Consider the following 20,585-nt stretch of genomic DNA (forward strand, 5'->3'; position numbering starts at 1 on the left):
CTGACCGCGCAAATGGCAAATATGGATAATAAAAGAAACGCTATCGGATTGTTTTTGGCCATTGCGATCGCGGTAAAAAGTGTGCAAGTGTAAATACATTCTTAGCTCCTCAGCTAATAGTTTACAGCTATGAAACTCCACTCGAGCCTTCCCTTCTTAAAAAGTGGAACTCATCTTGTTAATGATAAGAACTAGGTATGTTTTTTAAAACAACGACCTAGTACCGAGTATTATCTTAGCCAATTTATTATTCAATTAACCAAATTTCATTCATAGTTTTTATCAGGTTTTTAGAATAATTTTTCCTAAAAATTTGTGCTTAAAAATAATTAATGTTGCTTGCGAAACAAGGGATACAGCATAAATAATACTCCAATAAAACACTTATTGAAGTACCATTAGGCATATTTTGTTTAAATTGCTCATTTACAATTATTTTGTTATTTTTTGTCTAGTACTTTCTTAATTTCTAGATTGTTTAGTAATGGTAGTGTTTATTAATATGCAATAAATATATTAGCAAGCGATGTGTTTGAGCAACTGGTGCTATACAATGCTAATATATTGCAAATTTGAAATCTTAAGTTTGAAAATTTATTTCGATCAAATGTTTTTACACGATTTTTAAGCCTTCCAAATCCTATTTCTTAAGGATTTACGATCAGCCGGACAGTAGTGAAGAAACTATTAAATTAATCAACCGAAAAAGGAGAAGTTTATGTTGATTGGCAGCGAAAAAATCCTACGATTTGCTCATCTAAAATTTAGATTTTTCTTTTTTATTATTTTACTCAATTTGTTAATAGCATGTTCGGTAATCGATATACAAAAAGGGGCTCCACTTTCTTCTTCTGAACGTTGGTTAATTTTACCTTTTCAAAATTATTCACAGACACCACGTGCAGGTGAACAAGTTGAAGAAATACTGTCTACTTTGCTTAGAATTCGAGGGATCCCAAATATAGAAATGTATCAGCTAGATGATAACAAAAATGACTGGGTCGAATTTAATGACCGTAAACGTCAGGAAAATGCCATGTCACTTGCGATCAAAGAGAATGTTTTTTATGCAGTTACAGGAAGCGTTGATGAATGGCAATATAAGCTTGGTGTTGGCAGTGAACCAGTTGTTGGCCTGACCATCAGAATTATAGAGCTCTCTTCTGGCAAAGTTATTTGGTCTGCAAGCGGAGCGCGATCTGGTTGGAGTACGGAATCACTAAGTGGTACTGCACAAAAATTGATCAAGGATTTGATTTCTGACCTTAGAATTACTTGATTAAAGAATTTTCGTGTGTGATTACATTTTTTGAGAATATTTCTTAAGGAATTTGATAATTACTGTTTTAAATTAGATATTTCATCATCATACTATTGATGTGGTGTAATTGAAGGTTCTATGCTTGTTTGATGCACGTAGTTTGTGCTAAGAGATTCGATTCTTATGTTCGTGAAGTCATCTCCTTCGCTCTGCATATGTTAGAGTATGGAAATGACATTATCTTTACAGTTGTGTATAGCATTATCTGTTGATGAGTTAGAGGTATCGTTCGAACTTTTGCATAGAGCCGATTTTCGATAGTTTGTCAATGTGAGGCCATGGTTAACCTTCCGCAGGCTGATCCATGAGTCCACCTTTAACTATTTATGAATTCTTTTTTTGACTGATTATTAACATTGATAAAATTTTGTCATAGCTGGTCGAGTTAATGTGCTTATTCTCAAGGTCATTGAGGAGTTAGTGTAACTATTATTCAGAAAATTCTGGTAAGAAAATTAAAATTGATTTTGATATGAGATACATGCTCTACAGGCAGTATGAAGTCGTGCACTCTTCTTATCATTAACAAAAGTAAGGTCTGATCACATCTGCGCATATTCGATCGTCTGGCTGTAGGCATTCGTTACATACTTTATAAATGGATAATTGAAATTAAATCACAGAATTTGGGTTAGGGTTGGCAGTTCTGTGGTCTTTGTGGCAAGATACATCGGCGCTTTACTAGTTAAGATCGTCAAGTTAACTAATTCTATGCCTAGATAGAGCTCATGGCGGTTTATCTATTAATATTGTGACTTGGTTCTTTGAATTCCAAAACTTTATATGAAGATTTGGGAAATTTTCTAATGTTATAGAAATTGAAAAGTCGAGTCAGCTCGATTGACGATACGATGAGCTAAATTCTTGAAGAGATATGCTAAGTGTGTCAAATGTATCATCTGCTGGTGTCATGCTTTTAAAGCATGACAAATTTCTTGGAGATCTAATAGCATTAAGCAAAAGCGTTTTATATTAAATCTAATTTTTAAATTTATTTATTAATTTTTATATTCAAAAATTGAATAAGTCGATAGCACCAGGAAAGAACGACATAACTAAATGGGTAGAATCCATTATTGTTACTATATTACTTCCTGTAATCGGCTATATGATTGATTCATTGGATCCTTTTTTTGTAAATTATCATTTTCCCTGGTTGATTCTAGCTCCTTTATTAATCGCCCTTCGACATGGGCTTGCTTATGGGATAGTGGCTGCTACAGTGCTTGTAGGAATAGTGACGACGGGCTTTTTATTTGATTGGCAAGAGGTTCCTTTTTTTCCAAAAGAAATGATCGTTGGTTTATTGCTGGTCACAATAATTTCAGCCGAATTTCATGAAACTTGGATTCGTAAAATCAAATTCTTTGAGAGTAAATATCATCATATTAACGCGAGAATGGATAAGTTTACTCGCGAATATCACCTTCTCAAAGGCTCACATCGTCAGTTAGAGTTACATGTAGCAAGTCAGGCAAAAAGTTTACGTTCTTTTTTGCATGATTTAGAGCGACATATTTTATCTTTAGAGAAAAATGAAGGCGAACCTCTAAAGGGTATCAGTGCAAGTATTCTTAAGCTTTTTAGTGACTTTGCAAGTGTGCAGATAGCTGCAATTTACGCGATAACAGATGATGAGCGAAAAGAAATTAATCCTGAGCCTGTGGCTTATTTAGGACATACCCCACCTTTATTAATTTCAGATCCTTTAGTAAGAGAAGCCCTAAAAACAGGGCTTGTTGCGAGTATTAAATTAGAAAATGAAAATGCGATGGATACTCCAGGAACACTTGTCGTTATTCCTTTAATTGACGTTTATCAGAAAATTTGGGGATTGGTTGTTGTGAATGAGATGCCATTATTTGCATTGCAAGAAAGTACTATGGATTTATTTGCTGTACTAGGGGGAAGTATTGGTGATCTAGTGAAGCGGCGTGCAGAGGCCTATAGTTATATAGATGATAGAGGAAAAGATGTTGAACTTAAATTGCGGCGTGTTTTAAATGAAATTAAACTTTTAAAGACATCTGCTATGTTGATTGGCGCAATTATTGATTCTGAAGAATTGAAAAATAAATATCTCACTAGATTTCAAGCTAATTTGCGAGGAGTCGATAAAATTTGGATTTTCAATGACGAGCAAAATTATAAAACTTATCTGATCCTGCTGCCTTATACGGATGAAAATGGTGCTAATGAGTTCTTAAACCGTATTGGACTATCAGAATTATTAGCTAAAAAAGTTTGCTATGAGTCCAATACTAAAGTCCTTAGCTACCATGATAGTGAAGTTAGTCTCAATATGTGGAGCTTAAATAATAAAACTTCACTAAAAAAATTAGTATCAGAAATTTATCAATTTTATAAGAATAGAACGGCTTATTTTAATATCCAAAGATAAGAAATAAGAATGCGATTATTTCTAATTCTGTGTAATTTAATTCTACTTGTTCTAGCATTAGGATTAGAAATATACGGCTTTAAGTTAATTCTAAATGAATCTATATCCGAACAAATTTTAATAACAGCTCTTTTTCTTCATTTTATTGCGAGTATCATAGCTGCCTGTATTTTTCCATCGATAATGGCATTTAATCGAAAACAACCTCAGTTGAAGATTTATATTTTCTTTTTTGTGGTTATTTTTTATTTACCGGTGCTAGGATTAATAGGCTTAACTTTAGCAATACCATTCATAATTCGTCATTCTCCTAAATCAAAAAAAACCAATTTTGCTGTGAGCTTAAGTAAAATTAGGAATCTTCCTGATATACCGGCGCAGACTATAGATGATAATTTTGCAAACTTACATAGTTTGTATCGGTCTAGAAATCCTGATAAAAGACTGCAGGCAATATATGCTTCATTAAAAATAAAAGATCGAGATGCCATTCCACTTTTGCGTATGGCACTTAGTGACCCAGTTGATGATATCAGATTGCTTGCTTACGCTTTATTGGACAGAAAAGAGCATAGTCTCAGCGAACGAATTAAGCATTCTAAGCAAAAACTTGAAAAAATAGAAAACTCAAGAAATAAACACTTGTATCGTCAGATTTCAAATGATTATTGGGAATTAGCAAATCTTGGTTTAACTCAAGGGGAAGCACGAAATTATGTGCTCAATATGGCCTGCAAATATATTGAACTGGGTCTTAAATATTATCCCCAAGATGTGGGATTATGCTTCCAGTACGCACAAATTTTGCTGAAGCTGGGAAATTTTGAGTGTGCGTATGAACAATTTAAAAAAGCTGAGAGCCTGGGAATGGAGCATAAAAAGTTACTGATTTACTATGCAGAAATTGCTTTTCATAGACATCAATACTACAAGGTAAAGCAATTAATGGCAGAGATAGATTATCCAGCAGCTTATCCTCAATTAACATCGGTAGTACAATTTTGGCAGAAAAGAAATTAAAACAACAAAAACAAAAGCATGCAGATATTACTCTCTTGTTAGAGGGCACTTATCCTTTTATTAGGGGAGGAGTTTCAGGCTGGGTACACCAGCTAATAGAAGGACTACCTCAGTATACCTTTGCACTGGTTTTTCTGGGATCGAAGGAAAAGGATTATACCGATCCAAAATATGCCGTACCTAATAATGTAGTTCATCTGGAATGCCATTATTTGTGGGATCCTTTTTCATTCTCTAAGCCAAAAGCCTGTGACGGTAATAGTGAATATATTCAGAACTCAAGCAAGCTCCACGATTGGTTTCGCAATCCTTGTACAAGCTTCGATGAAGCACTAGTAAGTAAAATTTTGGTTTCTTTGGGACAACCGTCTGGCTTTACTGTGGAGGAGTTTTTTTATAGTGTAGCGTCATGGGAGCAGATCTGTAAGCAATATTATAAAAATAATGCAGACAATTCATTCATAGATTACATATGGGCAATTAAATCCATGCATGCTCCATTATTTAGGATTGCCAATATTGCTCACCAATTTGCTCTTAGTACAGGAACGTTTCATACTGTGTCTACAGGCTTTGCAGGTTTGCTAGGAGTGTTGTTGCATTATTTAACCAACCGACCGTTAATACTAACGGAACATGGTATTTACACAAAAGAAAGAAAAATAGATTTACAGTCTCTTTTTATCAAGGAGCACCGTGATTTATTAAGTGATGCTTATCATATGGGGATGCAATATCAGGAGTTATTATGGCTAAGATATTTTGAATCATTGGGGCGGCTTATTTATAAAGCATCGAACCCTATTATTAGTCTTTATGAGAAAAATAGAGAACGGCAGATTACTGATGGTGCAGATCGCGACCGTACAAAGGTTATACCAAACGGAATGGAAATTGAGCGGTTTCTTACTCTACGTGCACAACGGCCAGAAAAAATTCCCCTCGTGATTGGATTGCTTGGAAGAATAGTACCTATAAAGGATATTAAAACTTTTATTAGGGGCATGCGTACAGTTGTTACTCAATTACCTGAAGCTGAAGGTTGGCTGATTGGGCCAGATGATGAAGATAAAGAGTACGCGCAGGAATGTAGAGATTTAGTGCTGGAGCTAGAATTGGAAAAAAATGTACATTTTTTAGGATTCCAAAAAATAAGCGATATACTTCCTCGTCTAGGGTTGTTGGTATTGTCATCAATCAGTGAAGCTTTTCCGCTAGTATTACTTGAGGCCTATGCAAGCGGTTTACCAGTGGTGACAACTGATGTGGGTTGCTGTCGGGAAATCATCGAAGGCAGTAGCGACGAAGACCGTGCTTTGGGATGTGCTGGAATAGTAGTTCCCATTGCTAATCCAGAAGCCATTGCAGAAGCAGTTATTACACTGCTGACCGATGAGAATCGGTGGCATTCAGCACAAAGAGCCGGCATTCAACGAGTTGAGAGTTATTATACGCAGTCTAGAATGCTAGACGGCTATAAAACAATTTATGATCAGGCATTGATACAATAATGGCGGGCATTGGGTTCAGACTACGTGAACTGATGAAGGCAGATACTCTTTCTGGAGTACTGTTAGCATATAGTTTCGCCGGAATTATTGGTTCTGGCCCATGGGTGTTATCGATCGTTGGGATACTATTAATTGGTTTCATCAGCACAGAAAACTCCTCTGTACCTTATTTTGTAGGACAGTTCCAGATATCTGTAACTTATCTGATGGCCGTATCTTTAATTCTGACTGGTCCATTACAGTTAATAATCACGCGTTTTATTGCTGACAGATTATATGAAAAGCATGATGAGTTAGTTCTGCCAAACCTGATTGGTGCAATATGTCTTGTAATCACTGTAATCGGGACACTGGCAAGTTTATGTTTAATTTATTTTTTTGCTGGTTCTGTATTGTATCGCTTATTAATGTTAAGTGGTTTGATTATTCTTTCTACTATCTGGATAGTAGTGATCATTTTATCGGGGCTCAAGGCATACCGTGAAATTTTGTTAGCATTTCTGTTAGGTTATGGGATAACGGTATGGGCTTCTAAAGAATTGGGTAAGTTTGGACTGGAAGGCTTGCTTTCTGGGTTTGTTGTAGGACAAGGCATCTTATTATTTATGCTTATGGTTGTAGTTTTTAACTCCTATTCAAGTAATAGACTAATTGCTTTTGATTTTTTGCGACGAAGCCAGATATTTCCAAGCTTGGCAATTACTGGCTTCCTTTATAACGTAGCTATTTGGGCTGATAAGTTTATTTTCTGGTTTAATCCTCAAACAAGTGCTTCGATTATTTTTCCTTTAAGAGGATCGGAGCTTTATGATCTTCCGATATTTCTTGCCTATTTATCAATCATACCTGGGATGGCAGTATTTTTATTGCGAATAGAAACAGATTTTGTAGAAAAGTATACAAAGTTTTATGGCGCTATTAATGGCGGTGCTTCCTTAAAGCGTATTTTAGAAATCTATGAGGAAATGCTTGCAACAATTCGAAGAGGATTTTTCGAAATCATTAAAGTGCAGGGAATGACTATCGTAATCCTGTTGGCTTTAGGAGATAAATTACTAACATGGGTGGGGATATCACCTTTTTATAAAGTACTGTTAAATATTGATTTGATTGCGGTCGGAATACAAGTATTACTGCTGGCCGTTCTCAATTTATTGTTTTATTTTGATTATCGTAAAGATGCACTCTACCTCTGCTTTTTATTTCTCGCCTCAAATATTATATTGACGTTTCTGAGTCAATATCTGGGACCTGTATTTTATGGTTATGGTTTTGCTTTGTCAGTTGCGTTAACTACGGTAGTTGGAATGGTCATCGTCTCAAAAAGACTTAACTTATTGGTTTATGAGACATTTATGCTACATTATAAAACTGGAGATTAAAAATCAATTATATATACCTTTAAAAGTAAGTTTTTCGGTTTTGCTGAAAGTAGTCAGCTTAATGCTTATTTCATGGGAAAAAGAAAAATATGAAATTAATCTTCTTGAACTATCGAGCGGTTGTATTACTTATTCAAGCATGGTTTTATTGAGTATCTGCTTGCCCCTACATACGAATCAGAGTATCGCATTTTTCTATGGTCGGCCTGTTCCGGTGAATTTACTTTCACATTATAAGCAAGTGGTAGTGGAGCCAGAGAATATGGATAATCTGGATGATCTCCATGCTAAAGGAACAAACGTATTTGCCTATATAAGTATTGGAGAAATCCATCCGACACGCTCTTGGTATTCAGAAATTCCTAAATCCTGGTTTCTGGGCAGTAATGAAAAATGGGGGAGTCGTATTATTGACTTAACCCAACAAAGATGGCATGACTATCTTATTAATAAATATTTAAGTAAGCTGTGGAAAGAAGGATATCGTGGCTTTTTTCTGGATACAATGGATAGTTACCAAAGTGCTGTTCATGATTCTGATGGTCGATTGCTTCAGGAAAAAGCATTAGCAAGCCTCATTCGTCGTCTTCATCAACATTTTCCAGGGGTTAAGCTTATTTTTAACCGTGGGTTTGAGGTTTTACCGGAAGTTGGTCAATATGCTGTCGCGCTGGCTGCGGAATCGCTATTCGAAGGTTGGGACCCAGCTAAACAAGAATATACCGAAGTTAAAGAAGCAGATCGTCACTGGTTGTTGGAGAAGCTAAGGCAGACACGAGATCAATATGGATTACAAATAATTGTTATCGATTATGTTGACCCAAAGCAGAGAGAATTGGCGCGAAAGACTGCTAAACGTATCTCTTACTTGGGTTTTACGCCTTGGGTGGCCACTCCTAGACTCGACATTCTTGGTGTCGGATTGTCAGAAATTTTTCCCAGTACCATCATAAAATCGGAAATTAAAAATTAATTTAACCCCTCTAAGAGGCAAGTTTCTCGGTTTTGCTGAAGATAGTTGGCTTCGTGCTTATCTTATGGAAAAGAGGCAAATATGAAATTAATCTTCTTGAACTATCGAGCAGTTATACTCCTTATTTATAGCATGATTTTATTGAGTATCTGCTTGCCCCTACATGCAAACCAGAGTATCGCATTTTTCTATGGTCGGCCTGTTCCGGTGAATTTACTTTCACATTATAAGCAAGTGGTAGTGGAGCCAGAGAATATGGATAATCTGGATGATCTCCAAGCTAAAGGAACAAATGTATTTGCCTATATAAGTATTGGAGAAATCCATCTGACGCGCTCTTGGTATTCAGAAATTCCTAAATCCTGGTTTCTGGGCAGTAATGAAAAATGGGGGAGTCGTATTATTGACTTAACCCAACAAGGATGGCATGACTATCTTATTAATAAATATTTAAGTAAGCTGTGGAAAGAAGGATATCGTGGCTTTTTTCTGGATACAATGGATAGTTACCAAAGTGCTGTTCATGATTCTGATGGTCGATTACTTCAGGAAAAAGCATTAGCAAGCCTCATTCGTCGTATTCATCAACATTTTCCAGGGGTTAAGCTTATTTTTAACCGTGGGTTTGAGGTTTTACCGGAAGTTGGTCAATATGCTGTCGCGCTGGCTGCGGAATCGCTATTCGAAGGTTGGGACCCAGCTAAACAAGAATATACCGAAGTTAAAGAAGCAGATCGTCACTGGTTGTTGGAGAAGCTAAGGCAGACACGAGATCAATATGGATTACAAATAATTGTTATCGATTATGTTGACCCAAAGCAGAGAGAATTGGCGCGAAAGACTGCTAAACGTATATCTGACTTAGGTTTTACACCCTGGGTGGCAACTCCTAAATTAGATATTCTTGGTGTCGGATTGTCGGAAATATTTCCAAGACGAATTTTAGCGCTTTATGATGGGCAAGAGCATCCAGAAGGATTGCAGCGAACTGATGTGCATAAATTACTTGCCATGCCACTAGAATATATGGGTTATACAGTTGATTATTTAGATGTAAACAGTGGACTACCAACTCAATCACTGATAGGACAATATGCCGGGATTGTCACCTGGTTCAACAACGATACTTTACGAGGACCAATAAATTATAGAGATTGGCTATTAAACCAAATAGATTCTGGCATAAAGGTTGCTATTCTGGGTAATCTAGGTTTTAAAGCTAATAATACTTTTTTGCAGCATTTGCAGGTCAAATTAAGTCAGTCAGCAATAAAAGAGCCAATCAAAATTGAACGGAGCGATCAAATTATTGGTTATGAAGTGAAACCTCAGCCAAAAACACGCGGGTTCACCGCCTGGCAAGCTTCAGGAAATATTGATACACATCTAAGTTTGATAGATCAAAATAAACAATCTTGGGTCGCTGTATTTACTGGACAGTGGGGTGGAGTTGCCTTCCACCCTTATGTAATTGAGATTGGCTATGAGGGACGTCAGCGGTGGATTATCGACCCATTTAAATTTTTAACCAAGGCTCTCGACCTACCAGAAATACCTGTTCCTGATGTCACCACTGAGAATGGCAGACGATTATTACTGGTGCAAATTGATGGTGATGGATCCAGCAATAAAGCAGAGATACCGGGAACACCCTTAACAATAAAAGTGATTCAGGATTATTTCTTAAAAAAATATAAATTGCCATCGACGGTTTCCATAATTGAAGGAGAAGCAGCAAACGGTAACTCTACAGATAGGCTTACTGAAATCGAGAAAGTGGCGCGAAACATTTTTGATCTAAATAATGTTGAGATCGCTAGCCATTCTTATAGTCATCCTTCAACATGGTTCCTAAAGAATAATATTGATGCAAGAGGTGATGATTTTAACTTTTCCATTCCTGATTATAAGTTTAGCTTGGAACGGGAAATCGCTGGATCGGTAAATTATATTAATAAAAAGCTGGCGCCTGAGAAAAAGCAAGTTCGTGTTTTTTTCTGGACTGGCGATGCGCTGGCAGATAAAGAAGCTTTAACTCTGACGCATTCGCTTGGATTGGAGAATATGAATGGCGGTGGTGCGACTATAAGCAAAGATGAAAAAACCATGACACGTGTACCCCCTCTGGGCTATGCAATTGGCGATCAATTTCAGGTATATGCTCCGATTGCAAGTGAGCATGTTTTTACGAACAGCTGGCAAGGCTCTTTTTACGGATTTAATCGGGTCATTGAAACTATGCAGCTTACAGATAGCCCGCTGCGCCTGAAACCATTGCATATTCATTATCACTTTTATTCGGGAAGTAAGATAGCATCTATCAATGCGCTTCAATCTGTTTATGACTGGAGCATTAAACAGGAACCAAGAGCTATTTGGGTGAGTGAGTATGCTCAGAAGGTAAATGAATTTCGGAGTATTACTCTGTCCCGCAGAATCGATGGTACTTGGGATATCAGAGGACTCAATACATTACGTACTTTACGTCTGCCAGTATCGCTAGGATGGCCAGATTTGGAAAATTCTGAAGGAATAATAGGCGTTCGGGACATTAAGCAGGGACGGTATGTGCATCTTTTACCTAATCATGGGCAAGCTCTATTGAATACAACTTCTGAGCTTCCTTCTTCCACCTATCTATTACATAGCAACGGAGAGGTCGGAAAGTGGCAAAAGACTGCGGAAGGAACGAATTTACAAGTACATGCTCATATGCCGTTAGAGTTAGTCATCGCATCTTCAAAACGTAAATGCTATATTAATTGGAGAGATGGAAAGCTTGATGGACAGCAACAGAACCGAAGCTGGAAATTTATTTTTCCTATAACCAAGCTTGAGAATGCCTCGCTTGTTTGTCATTAGAAGATTTTTTCGATGTGTTAGGCAACGAGAAAGAGTATCTTTAAATTTTTTTAAAAAACTTAAATGTAAATTAAGAGCTAACTCGTAAAAAATTCAAGAAAACAAAGCCGCAGCCAGCTTTCCAAATACGTGTACCATAAGGTCTTTATAAGAACGAACTTGACTCACACATTCAATGCCTGTCTTTTCTTCAATCCAGGCAAATAATACTTCAATCGGTTGCCGAACGCGAGAAACCACTGTAGACAACCATAGATCCTGCGGTTCCAGATAGGGTTGCCCTTTTTGTTTTTTAACCGGTGTCAAGACGGTCAGATTCTGAGCTTGTCTGACCTCTTCGGCGTCGGGCCGTTGATAAGATTTATCTCCATACAGTTTATTGCTGTGCAATTGTGGCCAAATCTGATCAAATATCTTGCCATTATAGTCGCTCGTGCCGGCTACACCAATGTACTCAGGGATCGGCAATGAACTTGGTTGGCGGCGCCCTATGATAGGGACCGGCACACCATGCATGATAGTATAACTTCTTTGTTGAGAGTAGTAGCCTGAATCCGCCAACTGTTTCGCTACAAACGCCTTAAACCGGTGACCTTGCGTGGGGGGCCTTGAGTACCGGGGATGAATCGATCAGCCAAACTTGCCCTGGATTCCTGGTTTCCTAGTTTCCTGTTCTTGCTGAATCAGTGCTAATCCCATTTCTAAATCAAACCCGGCTTTGTCGGCTTCACCTTGCCGTATTATTTATACTGCCTGCGGTCCGCCTTCGCGTCATTATTGATTTAAAAATGGAATAATAAGGGCGCAAACACATCGGCTACCCGATTCAGACGCTGAACATAAGCCACATCACTCGGAAGTCATGGAAACCAAGCGCGTCAATGACGATCCGCATACTCATAAATACTTTTGATCTCTCTATGTTTGTCCACTACAGCGACAGGTAGAGAGCAATGACTTCTTCGTCGCTAAAGCTTAAATCCGCGTCATTGCTCATTCTTTGACTACAAACCCAAAGCTTTTCTTAATAATGCTTGCAAGCATAGAGATAAATCGTTATTAATCGCTCTTGCTAGTTCATTCGTTACTTTGATTGATTGAGGTTGGGTGATGTCTTCCTCAATAGTTTAATATTATTGATGAACTGGCTTCTATTTCAGCTCTTAATTCGCATTTATTTAAGTACGAGACCATACAAATATTTCTGCAAATTGGGTCAATGACGAATACAAAATTTTTTATTCTAAATAATGCAAGTCGATGGAGCAATATTGATCGGATGCAAGAAATCAATACTCAGCGAGAACATCAGGGATGTATATTGCACTAACAGGACTTTGAAAAATTTGGTACTTACAGTCTGGAATCTTTTTAATGAATTGCGTATATTTTTTTCTTAAGCTAATTTTTTCAAAAGTTAAAGTTGCTCATTTTGGGGTGGTTTTTATTCAAGTTATTGGAAGTCCTTACTTTTTAAACTTTACTCACATACTTTTGGAGAATTTTTTAGTATATACTCTTTATGAACATTAACATTCGGTAGATGCTGTTTCCATCTTTTTACACAAAGCTTTTGTGCGATGCTCTTACATCCAGTGGTGTGCCATCAATGTCAAAATGATTGGTATTATTAAGTTTCGAACATGATAGCAGTTCCACGCTCCCGTAAAAAATATCCAACCATTTTTTTTCTCAACAAATGATCACAATTTGGCGTAAAGACGTTATGATCCTAAACCGATTTGTCTATGTCCAGTCCAACAAATATTGGTAAGCCACTGATACAGCAAGTTACATTCATGTGCTCAGCCAGTTGCTGCTAAATACGGCTCTTACATCTATCATAGCCAAGTTCTTTATAACCATTCTTGTGGTATCGAAAGATGGTTTTCTTTCGAGCTAATACCATTTAATTGCTGATCCATCTCTTGAGTAAATTCTATTTATTTAGAAAGCAAGAAATCAAGTTGATTTGTGGCTACAGAAAAATAGTAAATACAAATAATCTTTTGTTTTATCAATATTATTATCGTACATGTAAGTTGATATTATGCAAAAATAGAATATTATTGGAGTTTTGAATAAAATTCTATCGAAGAATTTTACATTTTGATGAAGCAGTATATTAACAAATCAAAATTTTCAATTTTCTAGCATCTTTTCTGCATTTTATTTCCAGTTTCGCTTTAATGAATGTGGGCATTCTTATTCATTGTTCGATCGATTAGCCTAGCCTGCTCAATTTGATTGCTCGTATTATGGTCATCCTATTCCAATCTCATTTCCACAAGAGCGCAAGACGCTTTCGCTGCTTAGACTAATACACCAATTTTTAATTTTTGTGCTTTTTTACCTTATCAATCTACATTAATTTGATATCCAACATGCGTCTTTTTGTACCAAATCAATAATGTAATTTTCTTTCTTGAGCATGATAAATATTGTCGAATAACTTTACACTTCAACCCGGCACTAGGCTTGTCTTTATGAGTAACATCATGACTATTAATTAATTTTTTAAAGTGGCATGAATTCTGCATTATATTTAGTGATATTTATGCCTTTGTGATTTTTGGAGATGATGAAAAAATAATAAAGCCTAGATAGATTTTAAAAACTTCATGAGAGTTTATGCAGTCTGAATTGTGAGTGAGAGAAGCATACTTACAAAATTCTGTCGAAGAATTTTACACTTTAAGCCGGCGCTATGTTTTTCAATGCTTTCATTTGTTTGTAACGTAATGATTATTCATTTGTTTTATAATATGGCATAAATCATGCTCGCTACTTAATATAGTTTATTTTTATGATCTTGGAAGATGATAAAAAATTAGAGAAACTATATAACTTGTTAAACTTCATAAGATATATTTTTTATGTAAGCAAAGTTGAGAGTGCGAGGAGAATGCTGATGAAAAAGAACTATGAAAAAGGAATTAATCTGCTTGTCTCGGTAACAATGTGGCTAGCATTAGTTATGTCACCGCCTGCCTTTGCCGATAATGCTGTCAATTTGAAGGTATTGGTCATTTCAACAGGAGATGAAACCCAGGATCTGGGGCTCAGCTACATCAAGCCTGTTCTTGATGAAATAGGCGTGCCCTATGGCGTATTAAATGCTACTACTCAAGATTTAACCGCAGATATGCTTGCTTCATTGAATGGCGTAGCCTGCAGCTCCCTCGATGCGGGCTGTGTGGGTAGCTATAACGGTATTATTCTTACCATCTCCGACTTGACTCCCAACTTCACGCCGGCAGAGTGGGATATTCTGCACAATTACGAAAAGGACTTTAAGGTCCGTGAAGCCGTCTTATCAGGCTGGCCGGCCACCTACTCTGACCCCAATGCGCCATTCGGCATCTATCTGGATTATGGGCTGGTTTTTTCATCCAGTGGAGCGAGCTATATTACGCAGTGGTCAGTGCCTGCAACCTACCAAAAAGAAGTATTTGAATCTGTAAATCAGGCAAATTTATTGCCGATTACCGCTTTTGCCTTCGCAGCCACCGCGCGAAATGATGCCGTGGGTCCACGCGACGGCACTATCCCAAGCGTTACCCCGGTGCTGCAAACCACCAATGGAGAAGCGCTGGTATCGATCGTGCAATACCTGATGCCCAACCAGACAGTACCGGTGCGCGAGGTGATGATATCGACCATTGCTAATGCTTCCTTCCTCATTCATTCCAAAGTACTGGCTTACGAGTTTATCAACTGGGCGACACAAGGAGTGTTCGTGGGGGCGCGTCGCGTTTATATGGCAACCCATTTGGACGATTTGTTCATACCGAATGAGCTATGGGATCCCAGCCTCAAGGAGACTAACCCGTTACAAACCTATCGCTTGAACAGCAGCGATATCAGCAATGTCATAAGCCAGCAGGCTGCTTTTCGGACGGCACATCCAACGGCTAGCACGCTCAAGCTGGAATTTCCATTCAATGGAGCCGGGGCGGTGGTTAATCCGGAAGCAGCGACACTGGTTCCAAACTTGACGGAAGATTTGGTAGCGGCAGTGATTGCCAACAAAAATGAGTTCCGTTACATTAATCACACTTTTACGCATGCAGACATGGATAATCCGCCCGTTCCGGCAGATGCTCCGTGTGATTATGAAACCTTCACTAGTGTAGCACCTATCCAGGCAGAAATTACCAAGAACCGGATGGTGTGGGAACTATTGGAACTCCCTGAGCAAGCTGAAAACAATCGAGTCCTGCTAACTGGTAATCACTCCGGCTTGAAAGATCGCAAATGCACTGGTGAACCTTTGCTGCATGAAATGGAAATGGCTAATATCCAAGAGGACGATGTGGCATTTGATGAAGGCGGCGCCAATCCGCTGTTCCTACAAGCTGCTGCCAATGTAGAAGTGCAATATGTGGCTTCTGACTCATCGCAGCGAGGACAAAACGTTGAGCAATATATCTCTCAGTATGATGATGGCAAACTGACTGATCGCATTATGCTGCCACGCTGGCCAACCAATGTATTCGTTAATGTCATTAATCCGGATCAGTTGGTTGATGAATACAACTATATATTTCACGATCGATTTATCAATCTCGGTCAGGATCCCTGCACCATACCCGGGGCGATCTGCACCACGCGTAATTATATCGAAATTCTTGCAGCTGAAGCTGACATTGCCGTACGTCATATGCTGAGCTTTAATAAATGGCCTCATTTTTTCCATCAAACGAATGCAGCCAATTATGCATATGGCAATACGCTGATATTTGACTGGCTAAATGCTGTCTTTACGGCCTACGAGCAATTGTTTAATTTACCGGTCTTGAATTTGCCATATTGGCAAATTGGCGATAAAACAAAAAACAAGCTTGATGCTAAGACTGCGGTTATTCAAGCAAAGTGGGATCGGACGACTAATCAAGTCACTTTATCGGCAGACAAAGCGGTGAATCTAGAGGTCACGGGGATTTCCGGTGGAGATTTATATGGTGGTCAGTTTATCCATGCAGTTGACGTAACTGCGACACCAGCAGTGTTCACAGTAGATCGCGCGCTGGCGCAGTAAGCAACCGCTACTTCGGTAATTTTATAGAACAGGGTTAACAATTAAGAGGATAATCAAATGGAACATTATACTCGCTCATTGAGAACTGTCCTTGCCTTGCTGATTATCGCCATGGTTATGACGATCGGCACAGGGATGCCAATATCGGCTCAGGCAGCTGAAGAACAAAAACCAGATCATCCCGGGAAATCTGATGCCGCACCGGGACATAATAAGGATGAGGCTGAGGAGCAAAGAAATAAAATACGGAAAGAGGAAGAGCATAAGTTAAAAAAAGGAAAGGGGATAAGAGAGGGGCGGGGACAGGGAGAGGAGAGTTCGTTTTATCCTCAGCAAGCGAAAACGCTGGCAGAGCGGCTTAGAGAGTCGGCAGCTATTGTTGCTCAACAAGGCGGCAATGCCCAACCGCTTCTTGATGCGGCTGCTTATTTCGACAAGGAAGCTGAGTAATCGCTTTTTGTTCGATGATCAGCTTAAATATTCATTCCTGAATGATCATTTGATATATTGATAATAGAATATGAAATGAGAGTGAATAATTAATTCGATCAGGAAGGATCAAATAGCACGAGATTTTCTGGTCGAATTGATTCAAAATGTGTTCACTAAGATCTTTGAATTTTATCAAGCTAGTCTGTTTGATGCAGAGTTTCTTCTATATTTTATTCTGCAGATCCTCTGCTTCAACTATCTGCAGGGTTCCCTCCAAGCATCCAGAGACAATTTCTTCTTGAGAAAATCAAAATTCATTGCATTTGCTTGCGAACAGAAACTTGAATCTGAAAGATTGTATTCAATACCAAAAACTGCTTTGCTCGCAGAGATGAATGGTATGAGCGTATTGCATTCATTATATTGAAAACATTTTTCATTTACAGCAAAGTCAAAATAATTTACAAGATCCTTGATTTGATCAACATCATTTTTCAAACTTACAGCTAATCCAAGATTATGAGCTGCATTAGCAATAGCGATGTTGTAAACCAGCTGATCGTTATAACTAAGAGGAAATCCCGTATGATTACTGTAACCGTCAACATTGTCAGGATCGACAGCATTGCAGCCTTTGTCGGCAGCCAACTTCATGCGTGCTTGCATGATGGGAATCAGAATATTTAACTGCCGGATATCTAACCATTTCTCGCCAGCCCAGCTATCAAGCTTTCGACCGAGAACCGATGCTGGAAATGCGCTAGCATCGGGGCGCCAGCTTTCATAGCTCCCTGCACTAAAATAACAAATAATATGCTTACCTTTTGATTGTAATTCCGAGATAACTGCTGTACTGGTATCAAACAGGTCAATATTATAAACATCGACCTTCAAGGAAGTATCGAGTGTACCTGTGTATTGAATTTGCCATTTTAATCCAGGAACTGGTTGCCAACGGCCTCTACGGCTTCCGGTAGTTGTCCTTGGCATAACAGTTGTGCCACCAGTTAATCCTGATGTGTCCATGGTAGAATTTGATCTCGAGCTATTTATTACGAAAGCAAAATAGCCGGGTTGATTCTTATCTACGCTGCTTTTTGTTTTATAGCGCAAAGCGTTCGAATGATCGTTGTTTATAAATTGACCAGCATCTTTTATTGATGAATTGATATCACTGCTTCTCAACTCGTTTTGAATATTAAGGTTGTCTGCAATAGATAGCCATTTCTCAGAATTATTAAATAATTGAAATTTCCGACTTTCTACGAATTTTTCTGGACCACGAGAATTCGCGTGGAATTCTGATTTCAGAATTGTAGGATTTGCAATGGAGGATGCGTTGAATTTAAAGATGCTTAAATATTGCTTATCACTTGCTTTAAATTTTATATAGGTATTTAAATTATTGTCAGAACCTTGTTCATCTTGAACAGCAAGAACAGTGAGCTGTGGTGAAGAGGTTGAACCTGTATTTATTGAGCGAGATGGGAAAATGAACTCGGCAAAATAAATATTTACTATAAGTAGCGTCGAGACAAATAACAGCTGAAGTGATGTTTTTATTTTTTTTGCTAGTAAAATTTTAAAATTCAACAATTTTTATTTTTATAGATATTAATTGTCTCTGTTTAACTACAGAAGGTTGTAAATTAGTTAATCCTTTGTTTTGTCAATATTATTCGTGTATATATAAAGTAATAATGCACGGAAATTGAGTAATTTTTTCAAGTTTTAAATAAAATTCTGTCGAAGAATTTTACATTTTGATTAAGCAGTATATTCAATAAATCGATACTTTTCATTCTCAAGCGTATTTCTCTGCTTGTTATTTTCAACTTTCAGCATTAATGAGTGGCTCAACCTAATTTTGGAATTTTCAGGCAGTACAAGAATCATGGAATGATCAAACTTTTGAACTATTTATTCGCTAGTCGATGATAGGCAAAAACAAGTGGAAAAGCAGAGTTTATAACTGATAAATGAGCATTTTGAGTCTTTTTTAACACTTCAGCAATACTATAAATAATTTTTCCAACAACCTGCTAGTGGGTGCGAGTATTCCTATTCACTGTCCGGCCGGTTAGCTTAATCCTATTTTCCTCAGTTGAAGTCCCTTAAATCGCGCAAGAATCATATAGATTAAGGTATTTTGAGAAATTTTTAGCATCACCGATCAGGTGAGTTTTTAATAAAATAATCACAATCAACTGAAAATATTGTCGCGCTTCGCTTTCCGTTTATTTACCTTAACTAAGGAGAAGCATCATTTCTAGCCTGAAACCAAGGGTAGCATTGAATTTCGGCGGTTTATCAAATAAATTTCAACTGAGGAAAATAGGTTAATCTGCTCATTCGATCGCTCGCATTATGCCGTGCTATTACGGTAACATTTGCACAAGCACATTTCGCTGCTCACGCCAATGCATTAATGCTTGATTCCTGGCTCTTCTTTACCTCACCAATCCGGGCGAACTTAGTCTCCAAAACTCGATCTTTTTATACCAAATCGAGAATGTGGTTTCTTTCTGAGCACGGCAAAATTATGTCGCAGGATTTTACACTTCAATTCGTTGTTACGCTTTCTTTGATTTGCAACATGCTGTTTATTATATGGTTATCTAATTTGGCATGAATCGTGCTTTATATTTAATACGGTTTATGACCTTGTGATTTTTGAAGGTAATGAAGGTGATAAGAAATTGCAGAAACTAAGAGGTTTAACTTCATGAGATATTTATGTGCGCTGAGAGGAGAGTATTTATGAAAAAGAATTGGAGATTAACAAGTAGTCTGCTTGTCACAGCGGCACTGTGGCTAGCATTAATTGTGGCTCCGCCTGTATTTGCCGATAATGCGGTCAAATTGAAAGTGTTGGTTATTTCGACAGGAGATGAAACCCAGGATCTGGGCTTCAGCTATATCAAGCCTGTTCTGGATGAAATAGGCGTTCCCTATGACGTATTAAATGCTACCACTCAGGATTTAACGGCAGACATGCTCGCCTCTTTGAATGGTGTAGCTTGCAGCTCTTTGGATGCGGGTTGTATAGGTAGCTACAACGGCATTATCCTGACCCTCTCCGATTTGACTCCCAACTTTACGCCAGCAGAGTGGGATATTCTGCACAATTACGAAAAGGACTTTAAGGTCCGTGAAGCAGTCTTATCGGGTTGGCCTGCCACTTACTTTGACCCCAATGCACCATTCGGGATTTACCTGGATTATGGTCTGGTTTTTTCATCCAGTGGAGCGAGCTACAATACGCAGTGGTCAGTACCTGCTACCTATCAAAAAGAAGTACTTGAATCTGTAAACCTGGCGAATCCGCTGCCGATTACCGACTTTGCCTTCGCAGCCAATCCCCGCAATGATGCCGTCGGTCCACGCGATGGCACTGTCCCGAGTGTTACGCCACTGCTGAAAACTACCAATGGAGAGGCGCTGGTATCGATCGTACAATACAAGCTGCCCAATCAGACCACGCCATTACGTGAAGTAATGATCTCGACCATTACTCATGCTTCGTTCCTCATACATTCCAAGGTACTGGCTTACGAGTTTATCAATTGGGCGACGCAAGGGGTGTTTGTGGGAGCGCGTCGCGTCCATATGGCTGCTCATTTGGATGATTTGTTCATAGCG

At 38.2% G+C, this 20,585-nt stretch carries 11 protein-coding genes and 1 pseudogene; 10 read left to right on the forward strand and 2 right to left on the reverse strand.

The window, feature by feature from the left end:
* Positions 1 to 718 precede the first annotated feature (718 nt).
* From BM122_RS09135 to BM122_RS09165, 7 genes are all read left to right on the forward strand, one after another.
* Positions 719 to 1,279, forward strand: a complete 561-nt coding sequence (locus BM122_RS09135) for a hypothetical protein (protein WP_083398423.1) — start codon at positions 719 to 721, stop codon at positions 1,277 to 1,279.
* A gap of 1,060 nt (positions 1,280 to 2,339) precedes the next feature.
* Positions 2,340 to 3,722 carry a hypothetical protein gene (locus BM122_RS09140; protein WP_143083377.1) on the forward strand — a complete coding sequence of 461 codons (1,383 nt, stop codon included), beginning with the start codon at positions 2,340 to 2,342 and terminating at the stop codon, positions 3,720 to 3,722.
* A 9-nt stretch (positions 3,723 to 3,731) separates the two neighbouring features.
* Positions 3,732 to 4,742, forward strand: a complete 1,011-nt coding sequence (locus BM122_RS09145; RefSeq protein ID WP_143083378.1) for a HEAT repeat domain-containing protein — start codon at positions 3,732 to 3,734, stop codon at positions 4,740 to 4,742.
* Positions 4,724 to 6,253, forward strand: a complete 1,530-nt coding sequence (gene pelF, locus BM122_RS09150; protein ID WP_074905283.1) for a GT4 family glycosyltransferase PelF — start codon at positions 4,724 to 4,726, stop codon at positions 6,251 to 6,253. The genes BM122_RS09145 and pelF overlap by 19 nt, the downstream gene beginning before the upstream one ends.
* Before the next feature lie 32 nt (positions 6,254 to 6,285).
* Complete coding sequence (pelG, locus tag BM122_RS09155; protein WP_256211974.1) at positions 6,286 to 7,635, forward strand: exopolysaccharide Pel transporter PelG; 1,350 nt, start codon at positions 6,286 to 6,288, stop codon at positions 7,633 to 7,635.
* Positions 7,598 to 8,608, forward strand: coding sequence for an endo alpha-1,4 polygalactosaminidase (locus BM122_RS09160; protein ID WP_083398424.1), 1,011 nt, complete (start codon positions 7,598 to 7,600; stop codon positions 8,606 to 8,608). Before pelG ends, BM122_RS09160 begins: the two co-directional genes overlap by 38 nt.
* 81 nt (positions 8,609 to 8,689) lie before the next feature.
* Entirely contained in the window at positions 8,690 to 11,470 is a 2,781-nt protein-coding gene (locus BM122_RS09165) for a bifunctional glycoside hydrolase/polysaccharide deacetylase family protein (RefSeq protein WP_074905286.1), read from the forward strand.
* A 93-nt stretch (positions 11,471 to 11,563) separates the two neighbouring features.
* On the opposite strand, the gene BM122_RS09170 is transcribed toward BM122_RS09165, so the two are convergent.
* A complete protein-coding gene (locus BM122_RS09170) occupies positions 11,564 to 12,031 on the reverse strand; it encodes a hypothetical protein (protein ID WP_143083379.1) in 468 nt (155 codons plus the stop codon).
* A gap of 2,350 nt (positions 12,032 to 14,381) precedes the next feature.
* Between BM122_RS09170 and BM122_RS09175 the strand changes: the two genes are divergently transcribed.
* Both BM122_RS09175 and BM122_RS09180 read left to right on the forward strand, forming a co-directional pair.
* On the forward strand, positions 14,382 to 16,511 hold the full coding sequence (locus BM122_RS09175; protein WP_074905288.1) for an Agd3-related carbohydrate deacetylase: 2,130 nt from the start codon (positions 14,382 to 14,384) through the stop codon (positions 16,509 to 16,511).
* 57 nt (positions 16,512 to 16,568) lie between these two features.
* Complete coding sequence (locus BM122_RS09180; protein ID WP_074905289.1) at positions 16,569 to 16,961, forward strand: hypothetical protein; 393 nt, start codon at positions 16,569 to 16,571, stop codon at positions 16,959 to 16,961.
* A 237-nt stretch (positions 16,962 to 17,198) separates the two neighbouring features.
* On the opposite strand, the gene BM122_RS21600 is transcribed toward BM122_RS09180, so the two are convergent.
* Complete coding sequence (locus tag BM122_RS21600; RefSeq protein ID WP_177198085.1) at positions 17,199 to 18,536, reverse strand: endo alpha-1,4 polygalactosaminidase; 1,338 nt, start codon at positions 18,534 to 18,536, stop codon at positions 17,199 to 17,201.
* Positions 18,537 to 19,703: 1,167 nt separating this feature from the next.
* On the opposite strand from BM122_RS21600, the pseudogene BM122_RS09195 reads away from it, so the two are divergent.
* A pseudogene (locus tag BM122_RS09195) lies at positions 19,704 to 20,585 on the forward strand (hypothetical protein); the annotation flags it as partial.

It is taken from the genome of Nitrosomonas communis, assembly GCF_900114745.1.
In the GTDB taxonomy this organism is placed as follows: Bacteria; Pseudomonadota; Gammaproteobacteria; order Burkholderiales; family Nitrosomonadaceae; genus Nitrosomonas; species Nitrosomonas communis_A.